This is a genomic window from Novosphingobium resinovorum (assembly GCF_027922145.1).
GTDB lineage: Bacteria > Pseudomonadota > Alphaproteobacteria > Sphingomonadales > Sphingomonadaceae > Novosphingobium > Novosphingobium resinovorum.
In genome coordinates, this window is record NZ_BSFC01000025.1 from 27,431 (window position 1) to 46,077 (window position 18,647).

At 66.3% G+C, this 18,647-nt stretch carries 20 protein-coding genes; 7 read left to right on the forward strand and 13 right to left on the reverse strand.

Annotated features, from left to right (window positions below):
* Positions 1–31 precede the first annotated feature (31 nt).
* Positions 32–487 carry a nuclear transport factor 2 family protein gene (locus tag PKE80_RS17195; protein WP_271183551.1) on the reverse strand — a complete coding sequence of 152 codons (456 nt, stop codon included), beginning with the start codon at positions 485–487 and terminating at the stop codon, positions 32–34.
* Between the two features lie 150 nt (positions 488–637).
* On the opposite strand from PKE80_RS17195, the gene PKE80_RS17200 reads away from it, so the two are divergent.
* A complete protein-coding gene (locus PKE80_RS17200; protein WP_069709821.1) occupies positions 638–1,162 on the forward strand; it encodes an ester cyclase in 525 nt (174 codons plus the stop codon).
* A gap of 116 nt (positions 1,163–1,278) precedes the next feature.
* Here PKE80_RS17200 and PKE80_RS17205 read toward each other — a convergent pair whose 3' ends face one another.
* The 10 genes from PKE80_RS17205 to PKE80_RS17250 form a co-directional block, all read right to left on the reverse strand.
* Positions 1,279–2,034 carry an SDR family NAD(P)-dependent oxidoreductase gene (locus tag PKE80_RS17205; protein WP_271183552.1) on the reverse strand — a complete coding sequence of 252 codons (756 nt, stop codon included), beginning with the start codon at positions 2,032–2,034 and terminating at the stop codon, positions 1,279–1,281.
* Positions 2,031–2,864 carry an alpha/beta fold hydrolase gene (locus PKE80_RS17210; RefSeq protein WP_271183553.1) on the reverse strand — a complete coding sequence of 278 codons (834 nt, stop codon included), beginning with the start codon at positions 2,862–2,864 and terminating at the stop codon, positions 2,031–2,033. The genes PKE80_RS17205 and PKE80_RS17210 overlap by 4 nt, the downstream gene beginning before the upstream one ends.
* Positions 2,865–2,885: 21 nt before the next feature.
* Positions 2,886–3,437, reverse strand: a complete 552-nt coding sequence (locus PKE80_RS17215) for a VOC family protein (protein WP_231958459.1) — start codon at positions 3,435–3,437, stop codon at positions 2,886–2,888.
* Positions 3,438–3,456: 19 nt separating this feature from the next.
* The gene (locus PKE80_RS17220) at positions 3,457–3,846 is read right to left on the reverse strand and encodes a MaoC family dehydratase (RefSeq protein ID WP_069709825.1); all 390 of its coding nucleotides are present in this window, start codon (positions 3,844–3,846) and stop codon (positions 3,457–3,459) included.
* Entirely contained in the window at positions 3,843–4,301 is a 459-nt protein-coding gene (locus PKE80_RS17225; RefSeq protein WP_069709826.1) for a hypothetical protein, read from the reverse strand. Before PKE80_RS17225 ends, PKE80_RS17220 begins: the two co-directional genes overlap by 4 nt.
* An 11-nt stretch (positions 4,302–4,312) precedes the next feature.
* Positions 4,313–5,476, reverse strand: a complete 1,164-nt coding sequence (locus PKE80_RS17230) for an acyl-CoA dehydrogenase family protein (RefSeq protein WP_271183554.1) — start codon at positions 5,474–5,476, stop codon at positions 4,313–4,315.
* Positions 5,477–5,558: 82 nt separating this feature from the next.
* Positions 5,559–6,335, reverse strand: coding sequence for an SDR family oxidoreductase (locus tag PKE80_RS17235; RefSeq protein WP_271183555.1), 777 nt, complete (start codon positions 6,333–6,335; stop codon positions 5,559–5,561).
* Positions 6,332–7,072, reverse strand: a complete 741-nt coding sequence (locus PKE80_RS17240; RefSeq protein WP_271183556.1) for an alpha/beta fold hydrolase — start codon at positions 7,070–7,072, stop codon at positions 6,332–6,334. The genes PKE80_RS17235 and PKE80_RS17240 overlap by 4 nt, the downstream gene beginning before the upstream one ends.
* Before the next feature lie 5 nt (positions 7,073–7,077).
* A complete protein-coding gene (locus tag PKE80_RS17245) occupies positions 7,078–8,037 on the reverse strand; it encodes a VOC family protein (protein WP_271183557.1) in 960 nt (319 codons plus the stop codon).
* A gap of 61 nt (positions 8,038–8,098) precedes the next feature.
* Positions 8,099–8,950 (reverse strand): fumarylacetoacetate hydrolase family protein, encoded by an 852-nt coding sequence (locus PKE80_RS17250; protein ID WP_271183558.1) that lies wholly within the window; start codon positions 8,948–8,950, stop codon positions 8,099–8,101.
* A gap of 130 nt (positions 8,951–9,080) precedes the next feature.
* Here PKE80_RS17250 and PKE80_RS17255 point away from each other — a divergent pair, with 130 nt between their 5' ends.
* Positions 9,081–9,788: a GntR family transcriptional regulator gene (locus PKE80_RS17255; RefSeq protein ID WP_271183559.1), complete on the forward strand. Its 708-nt coding sequence runs from the start codon at positions 9,081–9,083 to the stop codon at positions 9,786–9,788.
* Between the two features lie 7 nt (positions 9,789–9,795).
* Here PKE80_RS17255 and PKE80_RS17260 read toward each other — a convergent pair whose 3' ends face one another.
* Both PKE80_RS17260 and PKE80_RS17265 read right to left on the reverse strand, forming a co-directional pair.
* Entirely contained in the window at positions 9,796–10,578 is a 783-nt protein-coding gene (locus PKE80_RS17260; RefSeq protein ID WP_271183560.1) for an SDR family NAD(P)-dependent oxidoreductase, read from the reverse strand.
* 40 nt (positions 10,579–10,618) lie between these two features.
* Positions 10,619–12,292, reverse strand: coding sequence for a class I adenylate-forming enzyme family protein (locus tag PKE80_RS17265; RefSeq protein ID WP_271183561.1), 1,674 nt, complete (start codon positions 12,290–12,292; stop codon positions 10,619–10,621).
* Positions 12,293–12,447: 155 nt separating this feature from the next.
* Between PKE80_RS17265 and PKE80_RS17270 the strand changes: the two genes are divergently transcribed.
* The 5 genes from PKE80_RS17270 to PKE80_RS17290 are packed head-to-tail and all read left to right on the forward strand — an operon-like array spanning position 12,448 to position 18,631.
* Positions 12,448–13,650 carry an acetyl-CoA C-acetyltransferase gene (locus PKE80_RS17270; protein WP_271183562.1) on the forward strand — a complete coding sequence of 401 codons (1,203 nt, stop codon included), beginning with the start codon at positions 12,448–12,450 and terminating at the stop codon, positions 13,648–13,650.
* A 31-nt stretch (positions 13,651–13,681) separates the two neighbouring features.
* Positions 13,682–15,850, forward strand: coding sequence for a 3-hydroxyacyl-CoA dehydrogenase NAD-binding domain-containing protein (locus tag PKE80_RS17275; protein WP_271183563.1), 2,169 nt, complete (start codon positions 13,682–13,684; stop codon positions 15,848–15,850).
* Complete coding sequence (locus tag PKE80_RS17280) at positions 15,847–17,004, forward strand: acyl-CoA dehydrogenase family protein (protein WP_271183564.1); 1,158 nt, start codon at positions 15,847–15,849, stop codon at positions 17,002–17,004. Before PKE80_RS17275 ends, PKE80_RS17280 begins: the two co-directional genes overlap by 4 nt.
* Complete coding sequence (locus PKE80_RS17285) at positions 17,004–17,870, forward strand: MaoC/PaaZ C-terminal domain-containing protein (RefSeq protein ID WP_069709835.1); 867 nt, start codon at positions 17,004–17,006, stop codon at positions 17,868–17,870. The genes PKE80_RS17280 and PKE80_RS17285 overlap by 1 nt, the downstream gene beginning before the upstream one ends.
* Positions 17,867–18,631, forward strand: coding sequence for a hypothetical protein (locus PKE80_RS17290; RefSeq protein ID WP_069709836.1), 765 nt, complete (start codon positions 17,867–17,869; stop codon positions 18,629–18,631). The genes PKE80_RS17285 and PKE80_RS17290 overlap by 4 nt, the downstream gene beginning before the upstream one ends.
* Positions 18,632–18,647 lie beyond the last annotated feature (16 nt).

The window sequence follows — 18,647 nt, forward strand, 5'->3', positions numbered from 1 at the left end:
GATCGCAGCGTTTTCGTCCACCGACGGGCGATCAGCCGGGCAGTTGCGCGGCGAGCCAGTCGGGCACGTTCAGGCTGTAGCATTTCTGCTCGTAGAGGCGGGCGATCCGCCACCCTTGGGCGGTGCGCACGAAATCGTGCAGGTACCACAGGCCGAACACCAGCGTATCAATGGTGGTGCCATCGTTCACCGTCATCGGATTGTAGCAGGCGGTGCGGGTCTTCGCGCGATCGCCGTCGATCTCGTAGCGGGTGGTCGACACCGCGTGCTGGAAGGCCTGGATCGGGGCCAGACTTTCCGACAGGAACCGCTTGATCTCCGGCAGCCCGCCCTTGACGCCGACCATTTCGGAATAGTCGATCACCGCGTCATCGGTGAACACCGCGTCTAGCGCGTCCCAGTCGCGCGAATCGACCGCATAGCAATAGCTGACGATCAGGTCCTGAATCTCGAACCGATCGGACATTTCCTGCACACTGAGCGGCATGGCTTCTCTCCCGTTTCCTGAAGCGGGGGCTCGCATGCGCACAGTGTCTCGCGGCCTTCCGTCGGGTAGGTGCCGGTAGATGCACGGCGAATGAAGAAAGCGGTACCACGGCGCTGCTGCGGACAATTTTACGATAAAGGAGAGATATTTATGGGCCTCGCCCCATTCACCGAAGCCGATTTCGTTCTGTCCCCGGAGAAGCGGGCGGAAATTACCGATGGGCTGACTGATCGCCAGGCGTTCATGGTCAACCACTGGATGGACCTGCACGAAGTCATCAACCGCGGCGACTGGGACGGCATGGACGCCTTCTTCAACACCGAAACGATGACCTACGACAATCCGAACCGCCCGGATCTCGGCACCTATCACGTCTGGAAGACCTCGCCGCAGGGCCTCTACACGACGTTCCCGCCCAGCATCTACCGCACGCTGAAGGCCTGGGGCCGCGGCGAGGACGAGATCTGCGTGCTGTGCCACCACCACGGCAAGCACACCGGCGGTCCCTACATGGGCGTCCAGCCGACCGGCAACGAGCTGAACGTGCTGTGGTTCTCGTGGCTGCGCTTCCGTGGCGACAAGATCGACCACATCTATTCGATCTCGGACGTGCTGACGATGCTCAAGGACCTCGAAGTCATTCAGGTTCCGCAGCCGGTCGATCCCTACAAGTGATTACTTGCGCTACCCGGTCGGCGTGAAGCCGGCCGGGGGCGTGTGGATATAATCGTCCCCGTCGCGCAGCGATGGGGAGGGGGGAGGACTAAGGGCTCACCTAACTAAGGCCTCTCCTACAAGCTGAACCCGCCGTCGACGATCAGCGTCTGGCCGGTGATATACCGCGCGCGATCGGAGGCCAGGAAGGCGACCGCCTCGGCGATCTCCTCGCCGCTGCCGAAGCGTTGCAGGGCGATGCGTTTGCGCTGCGTTTCCCAGATTTCGGGCGTGTAGAGCGTTTCCAGGAAATCGGCACCAAGCCCGGCATCGATGATCCCCGGCGCGACCATGTTGGCGCGGATGCCGTAGCGGCCCTCTTCCTTGGCGACCGCGCGGCCGAGCGCCTCGATACCCGCCTTGGGGACCGACGACAACGCATCGCCCGGCGGGAAGCAGTAGTTGGCGACCGACACGACCGACACGAAGTTGCCGCGCCCCGCCTTGCGGAAATAAGGCAGCGCGGCCGCGACGATGCGGGAAAAGCCGATCAGTTCGACCTCGATCACCTCGCGCCATTGGTCCTCTTCGATGCGGCTGACGAAGGGTTGCGGGATGGCGACGCCGCCGGCGAATATCACCGTGCCGATCATGCCGTACGCGCGCTCGGCCGTGTCGAAGGCCGCTGCGATCGAAGCGCGGTCGGCCAAGTCGCAGTGCACCGCGCGCGCATCGCCGGCGCGCTCGCCCAGCGTGTCGATCACCGCGCGCGCCTTGTCGGTGCTGGAGCGGTAGCCCACCGCGACGCCGTCCCACTCCGGGGCGAGGCGGCGGCAGATCGCACTGCCCAGCCCGCCTGTCCCGCCGACGACGAAGGCTGCGCCGTCGTTCATGCCGGCATGTACCGGGCCAGATGGTGCAGCAGGCGCTCGGCGAAGGAATCGTTGCGGTCGCCTGTGAACATGTGGCCGACGCCGTCGGCCTGTTCGACTTCGAGGTGCGGGGTCAATTCGCGAAAGCGCCGTACGCTGTCGGGCGAGACGATGTCGCTCAGCTCCGCGCGGATCAGCACGACCGGGGCTGCGACCTGCCGGGCTGCCGCGATCAGGGTCTCGCCTTCCGACGGCGGGTTGAGGAATTCGGGCGAAGCGGTGCGTGGATCCCACTGCCAGAACAGCCTGCCACGGTCCTCGCGCAAGGCGCTGGCAAGACCCGACGAATCGGCAAGGAGCGGGCGGCCGAGGTGCACATGCAGCGCTGCCGCTGCCTCGTCGGTGGAGACGAAGCCGTCCTCGCTGGCGCGAAAGAACGCGCGCACCCCGTCGACCCCGGTATCGTCCATGTAGGGCGAGACGTCGGCCAGCATGATGAGCCCTACCCGATCGGGATGGCGCGAGCCCCCTACCAGCGCCGCCTGGCCGCCGCGCGAGGCGCCGACCAGTGCGGCGGTGCGGCCAAGCGCGGCCAGTATCGCTTCGACGTCGCGGCCGAAGGCTTCGAGCAGGTAGTCACCATCGCGCGCCCAATCGCTTTCGCCGTGGCCGCGCAAGTCGAAGCTGAGGCCGTAATAGCCATGGCGCGCGACCTGGCGGGCGGAGCCGCGCCACGACCGGCGGCTTTGTCCCCCGCCGTGGAAAAAGCACACCGGCGGGCCCGACGGGTCGCCATAGGCATCGGCGACCAAGGTGAGCCCCGCGCCCGGTAGGCGAATGCGATGGGCCATCGTCATGCCGGGCTCAACGCGTCATTCGGCGGCGATCGGGGCGATCTCGGCGAACGAGGGGTGCTCGCCCGGGCCCTTGTACGCGAACTTGCCGGGCGCGTGGTGCCACTTGCCGTCGTTGCGGCTTTCGTAAGGCGAGGCGACTTCGATCAGGCAGCCGTGGGTGCTCTTCGGGCCGACCCAGCTCCACTTCTGCCAGGTCATGTCGGGATCGTTGTAGGTCTTGCCGCCGCCCATCACGTGCAGGCCTTCGGCGGCGAGCTTCTCCATCGCGCCCGGCACGTCGTCGGTCGCGAAGCAGAAGTGGTGGACGTGCTCGCCCACCTTGTCGAGCCGTTCGCCCATCGGCGTGCCGGGGGCGGGCTGGATGAACTGGATTTCGGTGCCGGTGGGATTGACGAAGGTCGCCCACTTCATGCCGGCGTCATCGCCGCTGGAAAACTCGTCGTACTTGACGATCCGGTCCTCGAGCGAGGCGGGATCGAGGACGCGCAGGATCTTGGTCCAGTCCTCGATCGCGGTGTCGAGGTCGCGCACGACCATGCAAACATGGGCGAAGGGTCCGCTTGGCATAAATTCACTCCTCTCGAAATCAGGTTTCTATCGTTGCGGTGCCGGAATTGACGATGCCCCGGCCTTCTATCTCCAGCACGAACTCGCAGGTGACCGCGCCGTCTTCGATGGCGGCGACCTTGCCGGTCACGGTCGCGCGGTCGCCGCCGTAGACGTTGTCGAGAAAGCGCGAATCCATCGCCGTGATCCGGCCGCCGGGGAAGGCGCGCGTCAGCATGTTGATCATGTAGGCGACGTTGATCGGCCCCTGGTTGATGACGCGGTCGCCCAGTCCCTTGGCCTTCACCACTTCGGCGTCGAGGTGGATCGGATTGGGGTCCGCCAGGAACACCGCCCACTGCTTCATCGCCTCGGGGCTGACGCTTGCGATCGTGAACGGCGGCAGGGTATCTCCCACAGCGTAGATCATGCGGCGAACTCCTTGCGGGGCAGGACCCATACGTTGTCGGTTTCCAGCACTTGCGTGCCGTCCAGCAGGTGGAGGCGCAGGCGGTAGGTCAGCACGTCCATCACCCCCAGCTTGCGGCTGCGCTTGCGGATCAGGCTGAGGATCTCGCCCGTGACCTTGTAGCTTTCGCCGACCTGCAGCGGCGCGTCGAAGCGCACGCCGCTGCTGCCCATCATCGGGCCATCGTCGACGTCGAATTCGCAGGCTTCGCACACGCCGGCCACGGTCTTGCCCATCGCGACCTGGGTGGCGATGTAATAGTAGATCGGATGCGCGGTGCCGTCCGCCGCCGGTTCGATCCCGGTCGAGCGGCACAGCGCCGTGTTTTCCTCTGCCGAAATGGTGAACACCGCGGTGCCGTCCAGCGAGGTGCCGGCGGCGAGGGGAGCGGGGGGAAGGTCGTCGAGATCGCTCATGGATCGTCCCTTCAGAAGGAGCGCGGCAGGCCGAGGCTTTCGGCGATCGTGTTGCGGACCATCTCGTTGCTGATCGGGGTCATCCGCAGGATGCGGTGGTCGCGCCAATAGCGCTGCATGTCGGTTTCGGCCGAATAGCCCATGCCGCCCAGGATCTGGATGCCCAGGTCCGCCGCCTTCACCGCGTTCTCGGTGGCGACCATCTTGAGCATGTTGGCCTCGGTGCCGCAGGGCATGCCCTGTGCCTGCATCCAGGCGACGTTGTAGAGCAGCAGTTCGGTGGTCTTCTGCCAGGTGGCGATGTCGGCGACGTAGTGTTGCAGCACCTGGAAGCGGCCGATGATTCCGCCGAAGGCCTTGCGCGTCTTCATGTAGGCGAGCGCGTCTTCGAGCACGCCGTCGATCGCGCCCAGGCACTGCGCGCCGACCATGATACGCTCGTTGTTGAGCGTGGGCAGCATCGCGTACCAGGCCTGGCCGGGCGTTCCCAGCACGTCCTCGTCGGGAACGAACACGTCTTCGTAATGCACCTCGCACGAGCCCATCGCGCGCATGCCCAGCTTGGGCAGCAGCGAGGCGGTGATGCCTGGCGACTTGGCGTCGACGAAGAACATGGTCAGGCCGTGGTGCTTCTTCTCGACTTTCCTGTCGGTCCGCGCCAGCACCAGCAGGCGGTCGGCGACCTTGGCCGCCGTCGTCCACATCTTGGCGCCGTTGAGCAGCCAGCCGCCGTCGACCTTCTCGGCGTGCGTCTTCATCGCGCCCAGCACGTCGGTGCCGCCATCGGGCTCGGTCATCGAGATAGATACGCGCAATTTGCCTTGCGCCATCGGTCGCAGCCAGCGTTCCTTCTGCTCGTCGGTGCCCACTGCGCCGATCGTCTTGGCGCCGCCGAACGACGTCAGGCCCCAGACCCACAGCAGGCCGCCGGCGGTGCGCGCCAGTTCGCGCGCGAAGATCATCTGCGTAACGACATCGCCGCCCAGCCCATCGTATTCCTCGGGAATGCCGACGCCGAAGAAGCTCTGTTCCGCCAGCTTGTCCCACAGCGCGAAGGGATAGTTCTCTTCATCCGCTTCCAGCGCGCGCATCCAGTCCTTGGGGGCTTCGGCATCGACCCAGCGGCGCACGACGTCGCGAAACGCCTGCTGTTCCTCGGTCAGCGAAAAATCCATTGTCGTTCCTTCCTGTCTCGAAGGTATCGTGGCCGCTGGCGGGTCGTTCCGAACCTATCGTCCTATAGGGTGAGGGGGCGGCTCATATTGACAGCCCGCCTTCCACGGGGATGACCGAGCCGGTCACGTAGGCACCCGCGCGCGAGGCGAGGTAGATCGCGGTGCCGGCCAGATCCTCGGGCGTGCCGACCCGGCCGCGCGGCACCATGCCCTCGACCATCGTGCGCATCTCGTCCGAGGTGATGACCGTCATCTCGGATTCGAAGAAGCCCGGCGCAATGACGTTGGCGGTGATGTGTTCGCGCCCCAGCCGCTTGGCGAGGCCCTTGGCGAGCCAGTGGATCGCGCCCTTGGACGCCTGGTAGGCGTAGTTTTCCTTGGGTCCGACCTTGAGCGCGCCGACCGAACCGATGTTGATGACCGTCGCGGGGCGCTGCGCTGTGCCGCCTGCGCGCAGCAGCGGCAGGAACTTCTGGAGCACGAAGAACGGCGCCTTCAGGTTGAGGTCGATGACCGTGTCCCAGGCGTCCTCGCCCGTCTCGTCGATCGGCGCTTCGGCCATCGTGCCGGCGTTGTTGACCAGGATGTGCAGCGCGCTTTCCTGCGCGCCGATCGTCGCCACCAGCGCGTCGATGCCGGGCAGGGTCGCCAAGTCGGCGGCGAGACCGATGCAGGTGCCGCCGGTGGCCGCGCCGATGTCTGCGGCGGCGGCGAGAATATTGGCTTCGGTGCGTGCGCAGATATAGACCTTGGCGCCCGCGGCGGCGAGGCCGGTGGCGATGTGCCGGCCGATACCTGTCGATCCGCCGGTGACGAGGGCGATGCGGCCCTCGACCGAAAACAGCTCGGTGACGTTCATGCCGCCACCTTGCCTTCGGCGATCGCGAGGATCAGGTCGACCGTACCTTCGGGGTCGCCGACGAGCAGCGCATGGTCCCCCGGGTGGTCGTGGATCGTCCAGCCGAGCGCGCGGGCGCGATCGTGCATGGCGGTCATTACCGTCACTGCGGCGGCGATGTAGTCGACCGGCTGGGCGATCGTCTCGGCGCCGACCGGGATCAGGCAGGCGGTCGCTTTCATCGGCTGGTCCGAAAGGTTGTCGAGCAGCCACTTCTCGCGCTCGGGCGCCATCAGGTGGGGGTGCTCCTTGGCGGCGGCGCGCTGCATTTCGTGGACGCCCGACCCGATCGGGCCCTCGCCGGCGTCGAGCATGGCATCGAGGCCCGCCAGTTGCTCCTCGGGCACGTAGCCCATCAGTGAGGCGATCCGTTCGCCCGAATGAGGGACGATCGCGTCGAGGTAGATAACTTTCGCCACCCGGTCGCCCACTTGCGCCAGCACGCCCGGCGCCACGGTGCCGGCATAGCTGTGCGCGACGACCACGACGTCGTGCAGGTCCTCGAACCGGAAGACGTTGACGATGTCCTGAACGTGGGTGGCATTGCCCACTTCGCGGCCGATCAGGTGCTCGCGCTCGCCGAAGCCGGTGAACGTGGGGGTCAGCACGCGATGGCCGTTGGCTTCCAGCAGTTCGCGGACGAATTTCCAGGTCCAGCCGCCCATGCCGCCGCCGTGGAGAAGTACGAATGTGGTCATGGCGCTCAGGCCTCCGCTGGTTGTTCGGTGTTCTGGATGAATTCGGGGAAGGGGTCTGGCCCCCACAGGAACATGCTGTCTTCGGGTGCGTGGTTCGCGGCCGGCCAATCGACGTCGTGGGGGATGAAGTCGATGTCGGCGGAATATTCGCTGAAGCTGCCCCAGGGGTCGCGCACGTAGAAGAAGTAATTGGCGCCGAGCACATGCTGGCCCACGCCCCAATTCGGACCATAGCCCGCACGCGCCATCGTCGCGCCGCCCAGGCCCACTTCCTGAACCGAGCCGACGTCCCAGCTATTGTGATGCATCCCGCGCCGGTCCGACAGCACGAGCGCGAGAAGGTGGTGGTCGCTGCCGTGGGCGCCGTGCAGGAAGGCGACCGCAGGCTCGCTCTTGTCCGACAGGCGCAGGCCCAGCGTCCTTTCGTAGTAGTTGATCGCGGCGTTCACGTCGGTGGTGAAGATCGCGAAGTGCGACAGGCGGCGCGGGTGGACCGGCGGGGCCTTGCTGTTGGGGATCGCGCCCGACTTGCCCGGTTCTGAACTGACGAACGAGAAGCGGCTCTTTTCGTGCGGGGTCGTTTTGTCGGCCACGCGCACATTCACCGGCAGTCCGTCGAAGCTCTCGAACCAGATGCCGTTGGAATCGGCGCTGGTCGGGGCGTCGGTGAAAGTCACGCCGCATCCTTCGAGGCGGGCGCGGAAGGCGTCGATCTCGTCCTCGTAGACACCGAAGCTGAGGTAGCGCAGCTTGCGCCCGCCGGTGCCCGCGGTCACGATCGCCCAGCGATGTGGATCGCCCTTGGCGTACAGTTCGAGGGCGCCGTCCCGGTCGCGCACGTCGAGCCCGAACAGCGTGTAGAACGTGCGCGCGTCTTCGAGGTCGGGGACCTCGATCGCGAAGTGGTCGATTGAATGGACGCCCAGCGCCCCTGCCCGCCGCCCGCCCTTGCTCATTTCACTCATCCCGTCCTCCACAGCCGGGGCGGGCAGCGCCGTTCCGCTGCCCGCCGCCACGATCATCCCGTCAGCCTGCCTTGATCGGACTGACCAGCAGGCCGATCTTCTCGATCTCCACCTCGCACACGTCGCCGTCCTTCATAAACAGCGGCGGCGTGCGGGCCAGGCCGATGCCCGAAGGCGTACCCATCACCAGCACGTCGCCTGCTTCGAGCGTGAAGCAGGTCGACAGCAGCGCGACCGTATCGACCACGTCGAACACCATGTCTGATGTATTCGCGCTCTGCACCACCTGGCCGTTGAGCCGCGTCTCGATCTTGAGACCGGCGCCGCCTGCGGGCAGTTCGTCGGCGGTGACCAGCCAGGGGCCGAAGGCGCCGGTGTCGTCGAAGTTCTTGCCCACCGTCCACTGCGGCGTCTTGAGCTGATAGTCGCGCACAGAACCGTCGTTGAACACCGAATAGGCGACGATGTGCGAGAGCGCGTCCTGCCTGGCGATGTCCTTGCCCGCGGTGCCGACGATCGCGACCATTTCGCCTTCGTAGTCGAGCTGGTCAGAGGTCGGCGGCTTGATGATCGGCGCGCCGTGGCCGATCAGGCTGGAATTGAAGCGACCGAACACGGTCGGAAATTCCGGCACCTGGAAGCCGCCTTCGGCCGCGTGGTCCTTGTAGTTGAGGCCGAGGCAGATGATCTTGGGCGCCTTCACCAGCGGCGGCAGGAAAGTCAGCTCCGCTTCCGCGACCGACTCGCCCTCGGCTGCCACTTTGGCGCCCGCCTGCTGCAGCGAGTCGCCGCCTTTTGCGATCAGCGCATCGATGTCGCTCAGCGCATCGTCACCGAACACCACCTTGATTTCGTTGCCGTTCGAGACTGCCAGTCCCGTAATTCCATTCTTGGAAACCTTGGCCAAACGCATGTTTCAATCCTTCTGAAGCCTCTCCCATCGTGCTGATCGAACGCACACCGGTCAACATGAAATATATTCCGTAAATCAAAATAGACTATTGTGAGTTGCGTCCTAGTTCAAAACTGCTATGTCTTCAGCGATGACGAAAAAGATCAGCCTGACCGAGCGGGCCTATCGCCAGTTGCGCGACGATCTGCTGACCTGCCGCCTGGTTCCGGGCGAGCGGATCAACATCAAGGACCTGGCCGAGGTTCGCGGCTTCAGCCTCGGCGCAGTGCGCGAAGCGCTGGCGCGGCTCACCTCCGAAGGTTTCGTCACGCAGGACGACGCGCGCGGGTTTCGCGCCACGCCTATCTCGATCGCCGATCTGGTGGACCTCGTGCACGTGCGCAGCGACATCGAGGGGCAGTGCCTGCGGCGCGCGATCGCGGCGGGCGGGCTGGAATGGGAATCGGCGATCGTCAGCGCCGCGCATCGCCTCAGCCGGACGCCCACGCGCGATCCCGAGGATGCCGCCCGGCTCAACGAGGATTACGCCGAGGCGCACGCCGCGTTCCATCACGCGCTCGTGGCGGCGTGCGACAGCCCCTGGCTGCTGCGCATGCGCGACTGGCTCTATGCCCAGTCCGAACGCTATCGCTATCTCACCGTGCCGCTGGCGCGGGCCGAGCGCGACCTCGTTCACGAGCATGCCGCCATCGTCGAGGCGGTGCTGGCGCGCGACGCCGATCGCGCCGTCGCGCTGCACAACGACCACCTTGCCGCGACCGCGCGCATTCTGATCGACGGGCAGGAACTCCCGCTGCCGGCGTTCGCGCTGCATCTTCCGCGGGACAAGGTGGCCTGAGCGCATCTCAGCGCTGCCGCTGCTGCCCGGTGCCGCCGCCGCTGGCGGGCATCAGCATGTTGCTCATGCCGCCGTCGACCAGCACGTCGATGCCGCTGATGTGGCCCGCGTGCGGACCGATCAGGAACAGGATCGCATTGGCGACATCCTCGGCCATACCCAGCTTGCGCAGCGCGATGTTGGCCTCGCGCTGGTCGCGGCGCGACCGGTCCTCGTACCCAGCGGCGGTCATCGGGGTGTAGGTCGGCCCCGGCGAGACGGTGTTGCAGCGAATGCCGTCGGGGCCCCATTCGATGCAGAACTGGCGCATCAGCATGATGAGCGCGGCCTTGCTCGACGAATAGAAGCCCAATCCCGGCGTCGGCTGCGTGCCCGACATCGAAGCGGTGGCGACGAACGAACCCCGGCTCGCCTTGAGGTGGGGATGCGCCGCCTTGGCCAGCAGCCAGGTCGAGCGGGTGTTGATCGCGAATATCCGGTCGAAGTCGTCCGCGGGCTGGTCGATCAGCGCGCCGCCCATGATGATCCCGGCATTGCTGACGACCGCGTCGATCCCGCCCATGTGCGCCAGCGCCGCCGCGACGATGCGGTTTCCGCAGTCAGGCTCGGCAAGATCGACGACGCAGCCCGCCGCCGCCGGGCCGATCGCCTCGACCACCGTGCCGAGGTTGCCCGCATCGCGATCGGCCAGCAGCACCTGGTGCTCGCCCGGCACGACAACGCCCGCGGCCAGCAGTTCGGCGCAGGCGCGGCCGATGCCGCTTGCCGCACCCGTGATGATTACGCGCATTCTTTTCTCCCGTGCATCCGCATTGCGTGCAGTTCTCGCATCAGTCTGCCAGCCCCAGTTCGTTCATCAGCGCGGCGCGCAGCTTGAACTTCTGTATCTTCGACGCCGACATCGGCCATTCGTCGATGAACCGGATATGCCGGGGGACCTTGAACGATGCGAGCCGCTCCTTGACGTAGGCGATCAGTTCTTCGGGGGCGACCGCGACGTCGCCGTCGCGCTCGACATAGGCGGCGGGAATTTCGGCCAGCCGATCGTCGGGCAGCCCCACCACTTGCGCGAGGCGCACGGCGGGATGGCCGGCGAGCACGGCTTCCACTTCGGCGGCGGCTACGTTCTCGCCGCCGACCTTGAGCATGTCCTTGAAGCGGCCGTGGAACATGACGTGGCCATGGGCGTCGATCGAACCGATGTCGGCGCTGTGATACCACCCGTCGGCGTCGAAGGCCTGGGCGGTCTTTTCCGGATCCTTGTAATAGCCGTCGAACAGGTTGTAGCCGCGGATAAGGATTTCGCCGCGCTCGTCGGTGCCTTTCCCCTCGCCGGTCTCGGCGTCGACGATCTTCATCTCGATTCCGGCGAGCGGATAGCCCAGTTTGCGAAAGCCCATTTCGGGGGGCATCGCGTAACCGCCGGTGGTGACGATGCCGGTCGCCTCGGTCATGCCCATCGTGCCGACCTGGACCATGTTCGGCGCCTTGTCGCGATAGGCCTGGCCCACCCGGTCGGGCATGAAGGCGAAGCAGCTATTCTGCAGGCGGACCGAGGACAAGTCGGCGCTCGCCCAATCGGGATGAGCGATCATCGCCTGGTGGAAGGTGACGAAGGGCAGGAACATCATCGTGACGCGCTCCTCGCCGATCTGCCGGAGGCTTTCCCCGGCGTCGAAGTGGGGCTGACCGATGAACGTTCCGCCCACATCCATCGCGCCGAGCATGCACAGCATCGCCGCGATGTGGAACAGCGGCAAGGGCGACCACGCGCGCTCGTCGCTGCGGAATTCCCAGCGATAGCGAGCAAGGTTCCCGGCTTCGCGCGTCACCGCCTCGTGGCTGAGCAGGCAGCCCTTGGGGTTGGCCGAGGTGCCCGAGGTGTAGAGGATCATTGCGGTATCGCGCACGCGCACCGTCAGGCGGGTGGCGTGGATGTCCGCCTCGCTCACGTTCTCGACGGCCGCGTCGAACCGGGCCTCGTCGACGAAGCCGGGCAGGCTGTTGCCACCGAGCATGACGATCCGCCTGAGGCGCGGCGCTTCGGCCAGGTGCAGTTCGCAAGGGTCGGCGGCGGATGCCACACCGGGCAGGGCTTCGTTCAGGCGCGTGCCGAAATCGACGTGCTCGCTGACCAAGTCGTTGGTGACGATCGTCGTCAGGTCGGCGTTGTGGGTGACGTAGGCGACTTCGGGCGCCTTGTAGCGCGCATTCATTAGCACCGACACGGCGCCGAGCATCGCGTTGGCGAACAGCGTTTCGACGAATTCGATGCTGGACGGCAACAGGATGCCGACATGATCCCCGCGCTTGACCCCCAGTGCTTTCAGCCCGCGCGCGCGGCGCAGCACGCTGGTGACGACCGCGTCGTAGCTCTTGCGCTCGCCCGGGAAGACCAGCGCCTCCTTGTTTCCCCCCCCGAGGTCCCGGCCGCGCAGCAGCAGGTCGCCCAGCGTCGTTGCCGAAATTCGGATGGCGGCGTAATCTTCGCCCTCAGTGCCCACCAGTGTCCGCTCCACAATGCTCGAGTGTCTGAATGTCCCGCGAGATTGCAGCGACGCCGCACAGGTGCGCCTTTCGTCGGATAGGTGCGGACAGGCTCGTGCGATCCAACAGCAGGACCACGATACTTCGTGGGATCACTTGTCGGGAATTTACGATGGAAGCCTATATCTACGATCACGTGCGCACCCCGCGCGGCAAAGGTCGCCCGGACGGCGCGCTGCACGAAGTCACTTCGGTCGAAATGGCGACGCAACTGCTCAAGGCGCTGCAGGAGCGCAACGCCCTTGATACCGCGCTGCTCGACGACGTGATCATCGGCATGGCGCAGCCGGTGGGCGAGCAGGGCGGCGTGCTGGCGCGCGCGGCGGTGCTGCAGGCGGGTTATGCGCAGACCGTGGCGGGCCAGCAGATCCATCGCTTCTGCGCGACCGGGCTGGACGCGGTGAGCCTGATCGCGGCGCAGGTCCATTCGGGCATGATCCAGGCCGGCATCGGCGGCGGCGTCGAATCGATGAGCCGCACCACCATGGGCTACGATTCCGGCGCCTGGACCTCGGACCCGGCAGTCGCCTACGGCAACTATTACGCGCCGCAGGGCATCGGTGCCGACATCATCGCGACGCTGGACGGCTACACCCGCGAGGATGTCGATGCCTTCGCGGTCGAAAGCCAGCGCAAGGCCGCCCATGCCTGGCAGAACGGCTACTTCGAGAAGTCGATCGTCCCGGTGAAGGACATCCTGGGCAAAGTGCTGCTCGACCATGACGAGCACATGCGCCCCGGCACGACGCTGGAAAGCCTGGCCAAGCTCAAGCCCGCCTTCGAAGGCTTCGGCAAGGCCGGCTTCGAAGCGGTCGCCAAGGCGCGCTATCCCGAGATCGAGGACATCGGCTACGTCCACCACGGCGGCAACAGCTCGGGCATCGTCGATGGTTCTGGGCTGGTGCTGGTGGGCTCGCTGGAGTTCGGCGAGAAGGCGGGGCTCAAGCCGCGCGGGCGCATCCGCTCCTACGCCAACATCGGCTCGGAACCGACGATCATGCTGACCGCCCCTGCCGCGGTGTCGCGCAAGGCGCTCAAGGCCGGCGGGATGGAGGCGGGCGACGTCGACCTGTGGGAGCTGAACGAGGCGTTCGCCAGCGTCGTCCTGCGCTACCAGCGCGACATGGACATCCCCGACGAGCGGATCAACGTCAACGGCGGCGCGATCGCCATGGGCCACCCGCTCGGCGCCACCGGCGCGATGATCCTGGGCACCGTGCTCGACGAGCTGGAACGGCGCGATCTCAACACCGGCCTTATCACGCTGTGCGCCGCCAACGGCCTCGGCACCGCCGCCATCATCGAGCGCGTCTGAGCGCCAACTGACAACCAGATCGGGAACACCCATGGAAACTATGCGACTGGACAAGGCCGCCGACGGCTTTGCGATCCTGACCCTCGACGCCGAAGGCGCGATGAACGTCGTAAACGACGCGTTCATCGCCGACATGGAAGCGGTGACGCAGCAAGTCGCCGAGGATGATGCGATCAAGGGCGTGGTGGTCATGTCGGCCAAGACGACCTTCATGGCCGGCGCCGACCTCAAGCAGCTGGTCAACGGCTTCGAGACGCTGAGCGTCGACGAGGCCTATGCCTTCGCCAAGCGCGCCACCGACATGCACCGCGCGATCGAGCGCTCGGGCAAGCCCTGGGTCGCGGCGATCAACGGGCTGGCGCTGGGCGGCGGGTTCGAACTCGCGCTCGCGTGCCATCGCCGCATCCTGGTCGACGATCCCAAGGCCGTGGTCGGCCTGCCCGAAGTCAACGTCGGCCTGCTGCCGGGGTCGGGCGGCACCGTGCGGCTGGGCATCATCGCCGGCATGAAGACCGCGCTCGACCTGCTGCTCTCCGGCCGCTCGGTGGCCCCGGCCGAGGCGCTTAAGCTCAAGATCGTCGACCAGGTCGTACCCGCCGGCGCGCTGGTCGAGGCGGCGAAGGCCTGGCTCGCGACCGGACCCGATCCGGTCAAGCCGTGGGACGTCAAGGGCTGGGTCCCGCCGCAGAAAAAGGGCATGACCGTGCCCGAGGATTCCGCCGCCTACATGATGGCGGCCGGCGGCATCGCCAAGTCGGGCTACAACCAACCCGCGCCGCTGGCGATTCTCAATGCGGTGTTCCACGGCCTGCAGATGCCCTTCGACAAGGCGCTCGCGGTCGAGGGCAAGTATTTCGCCAAGTTGCTGACCAACCCGGTTTCGCGCAACATCATCCGCACCACGTTCATCTCCAAGCTCGCCGCCGAAAAGGGCGCGCGCCGTCCCGAAGGCTTCCCGAAGTTCACGGTGAAGAAGGTCGGCGTGCTGGGCGCCGGGATGATGGGCGCGGGCATCGCCTATGTCTCGGCCAACGCCGGGATCGAGGTGGTGCTGATCGACCGCGACACCGCGACCGCGCAGAAGGGCAAGGACTATTCCGCGAAAGTCCTGGGCAAGCTGGTCGAGAAGGGCAAGCTGACGCAGGACAAGGCCGATGCCGTCCTGGCGCGCATCACCCCGGCGGACGATTTCGCGCTGCTCGATGGCTGCGACCTGGTCGTCGAGGCGGTGTTCGAGGATACCGCGATCAAGGCCGAGACCACGCGCAAGGCCGAAGCTGTCCTGCCCGAACATGCGGTCTACGCATCGAACACCTCGACGCTGCCGATCTCGCAACTGGCGCAGGCGTCGAAGCGGCCCGACCAGTTCATCGGCCTGCACTTCTTCTCGCCGGTCGACCGCATGGCTCTGGTCGAAGTCATCATGGGCAAGCAGACCAGCAAGGAGACGCTGGCCAAGGGGCTCGATTACATCGCCCAGTTGCGCAAGACCCCGATCGTCGTCAACGACAGCCGCGGCTTCTACACCAGCCGCGTCTTCCAGATGCTGATCCACGAAGGCGCCGCTATGCTGGCGCAGGGCGTTCCGCCCGCGGTGATCGAGAATGCCGCCAAGGCCGTCGGCATGCCGGTCGGTCCGCTGGCGTTGCTCGACGAACTGACGCTCGACCTGCCGCTCAAGATCGTCGACCAGGCGATCGCCGAGGAGGGCGATGCCTATACGCCGCCCGCCGGGGTGGCGGTGATGCGCCGCATGCGCGACGAGATCGGCCGTTCGGGCCGCAAGACCGGCGGCGCGTTCTACGACTATCCCGAAGGCGGCAAGAAGCGCTTGTGGAGCGGGTTGGCAGAGCACTTCCCGGTCGAGGACGGCTGGGACCTCGAGGAACTCAAGACCCGCTACCTTTACGCGCAGGCCATGGAAACCGCCCGGTGCCTCGAGGAAAACGTGCTGGAAACACCGCAGGACGCGGATCTGGGCGCGCTGTACGGCTGGGGCTTCCCGTCGTGGACCGGCGGCACCGTCAGCTACATCGACACCATCGGCGTCGCTCGGTTCGTGCAGGAAGCCGATCGTCTGGCGCAACTCTATGGCCCGCGCTTCCTGCCCTCGGCCTGGCTGCGCGAAAAGGCCGCTAAGGGCGAGGCGTTCTATACGCCAGCGCAGGCCAGCGAGACCAGGGAAGCGGTGCCCGCATGAGAAGGCTCACGTTCGAGGCGGAGCACGAGCAGTTCCGCGACAGCGTCGTCAAGTTCATGAAGGCGGAAGTGGGCGCTCACGCCGAACGCTTCCGCGCGCAGGGCATCGTCGATCGCGAACTGTACCTCAAGGCCGGTGCGCAAGGCCTGCTGTGCACCTGGGCGGACGAGAAATACGGCGGCGCGGGGATCGACGATTTCCGCTTCGAGCAGATCATCATAGAAGAGAACATGCGCCACGGCGACGTGGGCTTCTACATCAACCTGCACAACGATCTCGTCGCCCCCTACATCGCCAAGCTGGGGACCGAGACGCAGCAGGATCGCTGGATGCCCGGCATCGTCAGCGGCGAGAAGATCCTCGCCGTCGCGATGACCGAGCCATCGACCGGAAGCGACCTTGCCGGCATGCGCACGGCGGCGGTCGACAAGGGCGATCACTGGCTGCTCAACGGCGCGAAGACCTACATCTCCAATGGCATCCTCGGTGATCTCGTGATCGTGGCGGCGCGCACCGATCCGGAAAGCCGCCATGGCCTGGGCCTGTTCGTGGTCGAGCGCGGCATGGAAGGGTTCGAACGGGGGCGCAAGCTCGACAAGATGGGCCTCAAGGCGCAGGATACCGCCGAGCTGTTCTTCAGCGATGTGAAAGTGCCCAAGGACAACGTGCTCGGCGAACCGACGCAGGGCTTCCGCTATCTCGCGCGGTTCCTGTCGCAGGAACGGCTGGTCGCCGCGATCGGCTTCCTGGCGACGGCGCAGACTGCGTTCGACCTGACGCTGGACTACGTGAAGGAACGCCGTGCCTTCGGCAAGCCGATCGGAGCGTTCCAGAACACTCGCTTCAAGATGGCGACGATGCGCGCCGAACTCGACGCGCTGCAGACCTACGTCGACCAGAGCGTGCTGCTGCTCAACGCGGGCGAACTGACGGCTGAGGATGCCTCTTCGGCCAAGCTGCTCGCCAGCGAACTGGAGGGCAGGGTGATGGACGAATGCGTCCAGTTGCACGGCGGCGCGGGCTATATGGAAGAATACCGCATCAGCCGCATGTACACCGACGCGCGCATCAGCCGCATCTTCGCCGGAACGAGCGAGGTCATGCGAGAAATCATCGGCCGCGGACTCGGCCTCGACGAACGGAAGCTGAACTGATGGCGGTGCTCGATATCGAAAAGCTGCTGGCCTACCGGTTGCCGGAATATCGCGAGAGCTACGACATGCGCGATACCATCCTCTACGCACTGGGCGTGGGGGCGGGGCAATCCCATACGGTCGACGAACTCGACTTCGTGTTCGAACGCGACCTCAAGGCGCTGCCGACGATGGCCTTGGTGCTGGGCACGCCCGGCTTCTGGGCGATGGACCCCAAGGCGGGGCTCGACTGGAAAAACATCCTCCACGGCGAGGAATCGCTGGTCATCCATCGCGCGATCGAAGCGACCGGAGAACTGATCGGCACCACGCGTATCCTCGACATCGCGGACAAGGGGCCCGGCAAGCCGGTGATGATCCGCAGCCGCCGCGACCTGACGACGCTCTCGGGCGTTCCCGTGGCGCAGACCACCGGCGTTTGGGTGCTGCGCGGTGCGGGCGGGTTCGGTGGCACGCGAGATCTTGGCGGCGACCCGCTGCCCGCCGTGCCCGAGAGGTCCGCCGACTGCGTGATCGACCTGCCGACGTCGCGCAACCAGGCGCTGGTCTATCGCCTGTCGGGCGATCGCAACCCGCTGCACGCCGATCTCGCGCTGGCGCGCAGCGTCGGGTTCGACGAACCGATCCTCCACGGCCTTTCCACGATGGGCGTGATCGGCAGGGCGCTGCTTCACAAGTGCGCCGACGGCAATCCCGACCAGATGCGCTCGATGCGCCAGCGCTTCACCGCGCCGGTGATCCCCGGCGACACGATCCGCGTCGAAATCTGGGACGAAGGCGATGGCTCCGCCCGGTTCCGCGCCTCGGTGCCCGAACGCGGCGTCGTCGTCGCCGACAGCGGCGTGGCGACGTTCGGATTGCCGTGATCCCCAGCACCATCGTGGCCGCGCCTTCCCACCCGGCTCCGGCCGGGCCGGGGCTGGCGTTTCTCGTCGGCACGACCATCATACTCGCCGGCATTTTGTTGTGGTGGCTACTGTCCGGCGAACGGGCGCGGCAGGGCTATCGACTGCCGCTGGTCTTTGCCGGCACGGCGTTGTCGGCGGTGCTGATCGAGCCCATCTTCGACAACACCTTGCTCTACTGGTATCCGCCGGTGAACGATCTGGCGTTCTTCCGCGGCTACGACCGGACTATCCCGTATTACGTACCGCTAGGCTACGCGTGGTTCTTCGGCGGAACCGCCTACCTGCTCGCGCGCGTGTTTGCCGCAGGGACCAGCTACGCCCGCGTGTGGCGGCTGTTCGCGGGTACCGTCGTGGTCGACTGGCTGGCCGTGTCGATATGCGAGTGGTGCGACCTGAGCGCGTTCTACGGGCGGCAGCCGTTCCATATGTTCGGCTCGCCGCTGTGGTTCTCGTTCTGCGACGCCACGGGCGCTTTTGTCCTGGCCGCCGCATTGAGAGCGTTCGACAGGCATCTCACCGGCGGACGCCAGGCCTGGCTCCTGCTCCTGCCGACGTTCACGTACGGTGGGACGCTTGGGGCGGTGACGGCGCCGATCGCGCTGGCGCTCAATTCGGGATGGCCCGCGGCCCTGCTGTGGGCGGCGGGTGGTGCGACGATGGCGCTGTGCATGGTCGCCATCCACGCCATCGCGCTCTACGCGGCGCGCGCTAAGCCCTGACTCGCCGAGTCAGGGT

Bases quoted from the DNA above. Each gene is read 5' to 3' on its own strand.
- PKE80_RS17195 (WP_271183551.1), bottom strand. From the start codon at position 487: ATGCCGCTCAGTGTGCAGGAAATGTCCGATCGGTTCGAGATTCAGGAC.
- PKE80_RS17200 (WP_069709821.1), top strand. From the start codon at position 638: ATGGGCCTCGCCCCATTCACCGAAGCCGATTTCGTTCTGTCCCCGGAG.
- PKE80_RS17205 (WP_271183552.1), bottom strand. From the start codon at position 2,034: ATGAACGACGGCGCAGCCTTCGTCGTCGGCGGGACAGGCGGGCTGGGC.
- PKE80_RS17210 (WP_271183553.1), bottom strand. From the start codon at position 2,864: ATGGCCCATCGCATTCGCCTACCGGGCGCGGGGCTCACCTTGGTCGCC.
- PKE80_RS17215 (WP_231958459.1), bottom strand. From the start codon at position 3,437: ATGCCAAGCGGACCCTTCGCCCATGTTTGCATGGTCGTGCGCGACCTC.
- PKE80_RS17220 (WP_069709825.1), bottom strand. From the start codon at position 3,846: ATGATCTACGCTGTGGGAGATACCCTGCCGCCGTTCACGATCGCAAGC.
- PKE80_RS17225 (WP_069709826.1), bottom strand. From the start codon at position 4,301: ATGAGCGATCTCGACGACCTTCCCCCCGCTCCCCTCGCCGCCGGCACC.
- PKE80_RS17230 (WP_271183554.1), bottom strand. From the start codon at position 5,476: ATGGATTTTTCGCTGACCGAGGAACAGCAGGCGTTTCGCGACGTCGTG.
- PKE80_RS17235 (WP_271183555.1), bottom strand. From the start codon at position 6,335: ATGAACGTCACCGAGCTGTTTTCGGTCGAGGGCCGCATCGCCCTCGTC.
- PKE80_RS17240 (WP_271183556.1), bottom strand. From the start codon at position 7,072: ATGACCACATTCGTACTTCTCCACGGCGGCGGCATGGGCGGCTGGACC.
- PKE80_RS17245 (WP_271183557.1), bottom strand. From the start codon at position 8,037: ATGAGTGAAATGAGCAAGGGCGGGCGGCGGGCAGGGGCGCTGGGCGTC.
- PKE80_RS17250 (WP_271183558.1), bottom strand. From the start codon at position 8,950: ATGCGTTTGGCCAAGGTTTCCAAGAATGGAATTACGGGACTGGCAGTC.
- PKE80_RS17255 (WP_271183559.1), top strand. From the start codon at position 9,081: ATGACGAAAAAGATCAGCCTGACCGAGCGGGCCTATCGCCAGTTGCGC.
- PKE80_RS17260 (WP_271183560.1), bottom strand. From the start codon at position 10,578: ATGCGCGTAATCATCACGGGTGCGGCAAGCGGCATCGGCCGCGCCTGC.
- PKE80_RS17270 (WP_271183562.1), top strand. From the start codon at position 12,448: ATGGAAGCCTATATCTACGATCACGTGCGCACCCCGCGCGGCAAAGGT.
- PKE80_RS17275 (WP_271183563.1), top strand. From the start codon at position 13,682: ATGGAAACTATGCGACTGGACAAGGCCGCCGACGGCTTTGCGATCCTG.
- PKE80_RS17280 (WP_271183564.1), top strand. From the start codon at position 15,847: ATGAGAAGGCTCACGTTCGAGGCGGAGCACGAGCAGTTCCGCGACAGC.
- PKE80_RS17285 (WP_069709835.1), top strand. From the start codon at position 17,004: ATGGCGGTGCTCGATATCGAAAAGCTGCTGGCCTACCGGTTGCCGGAA.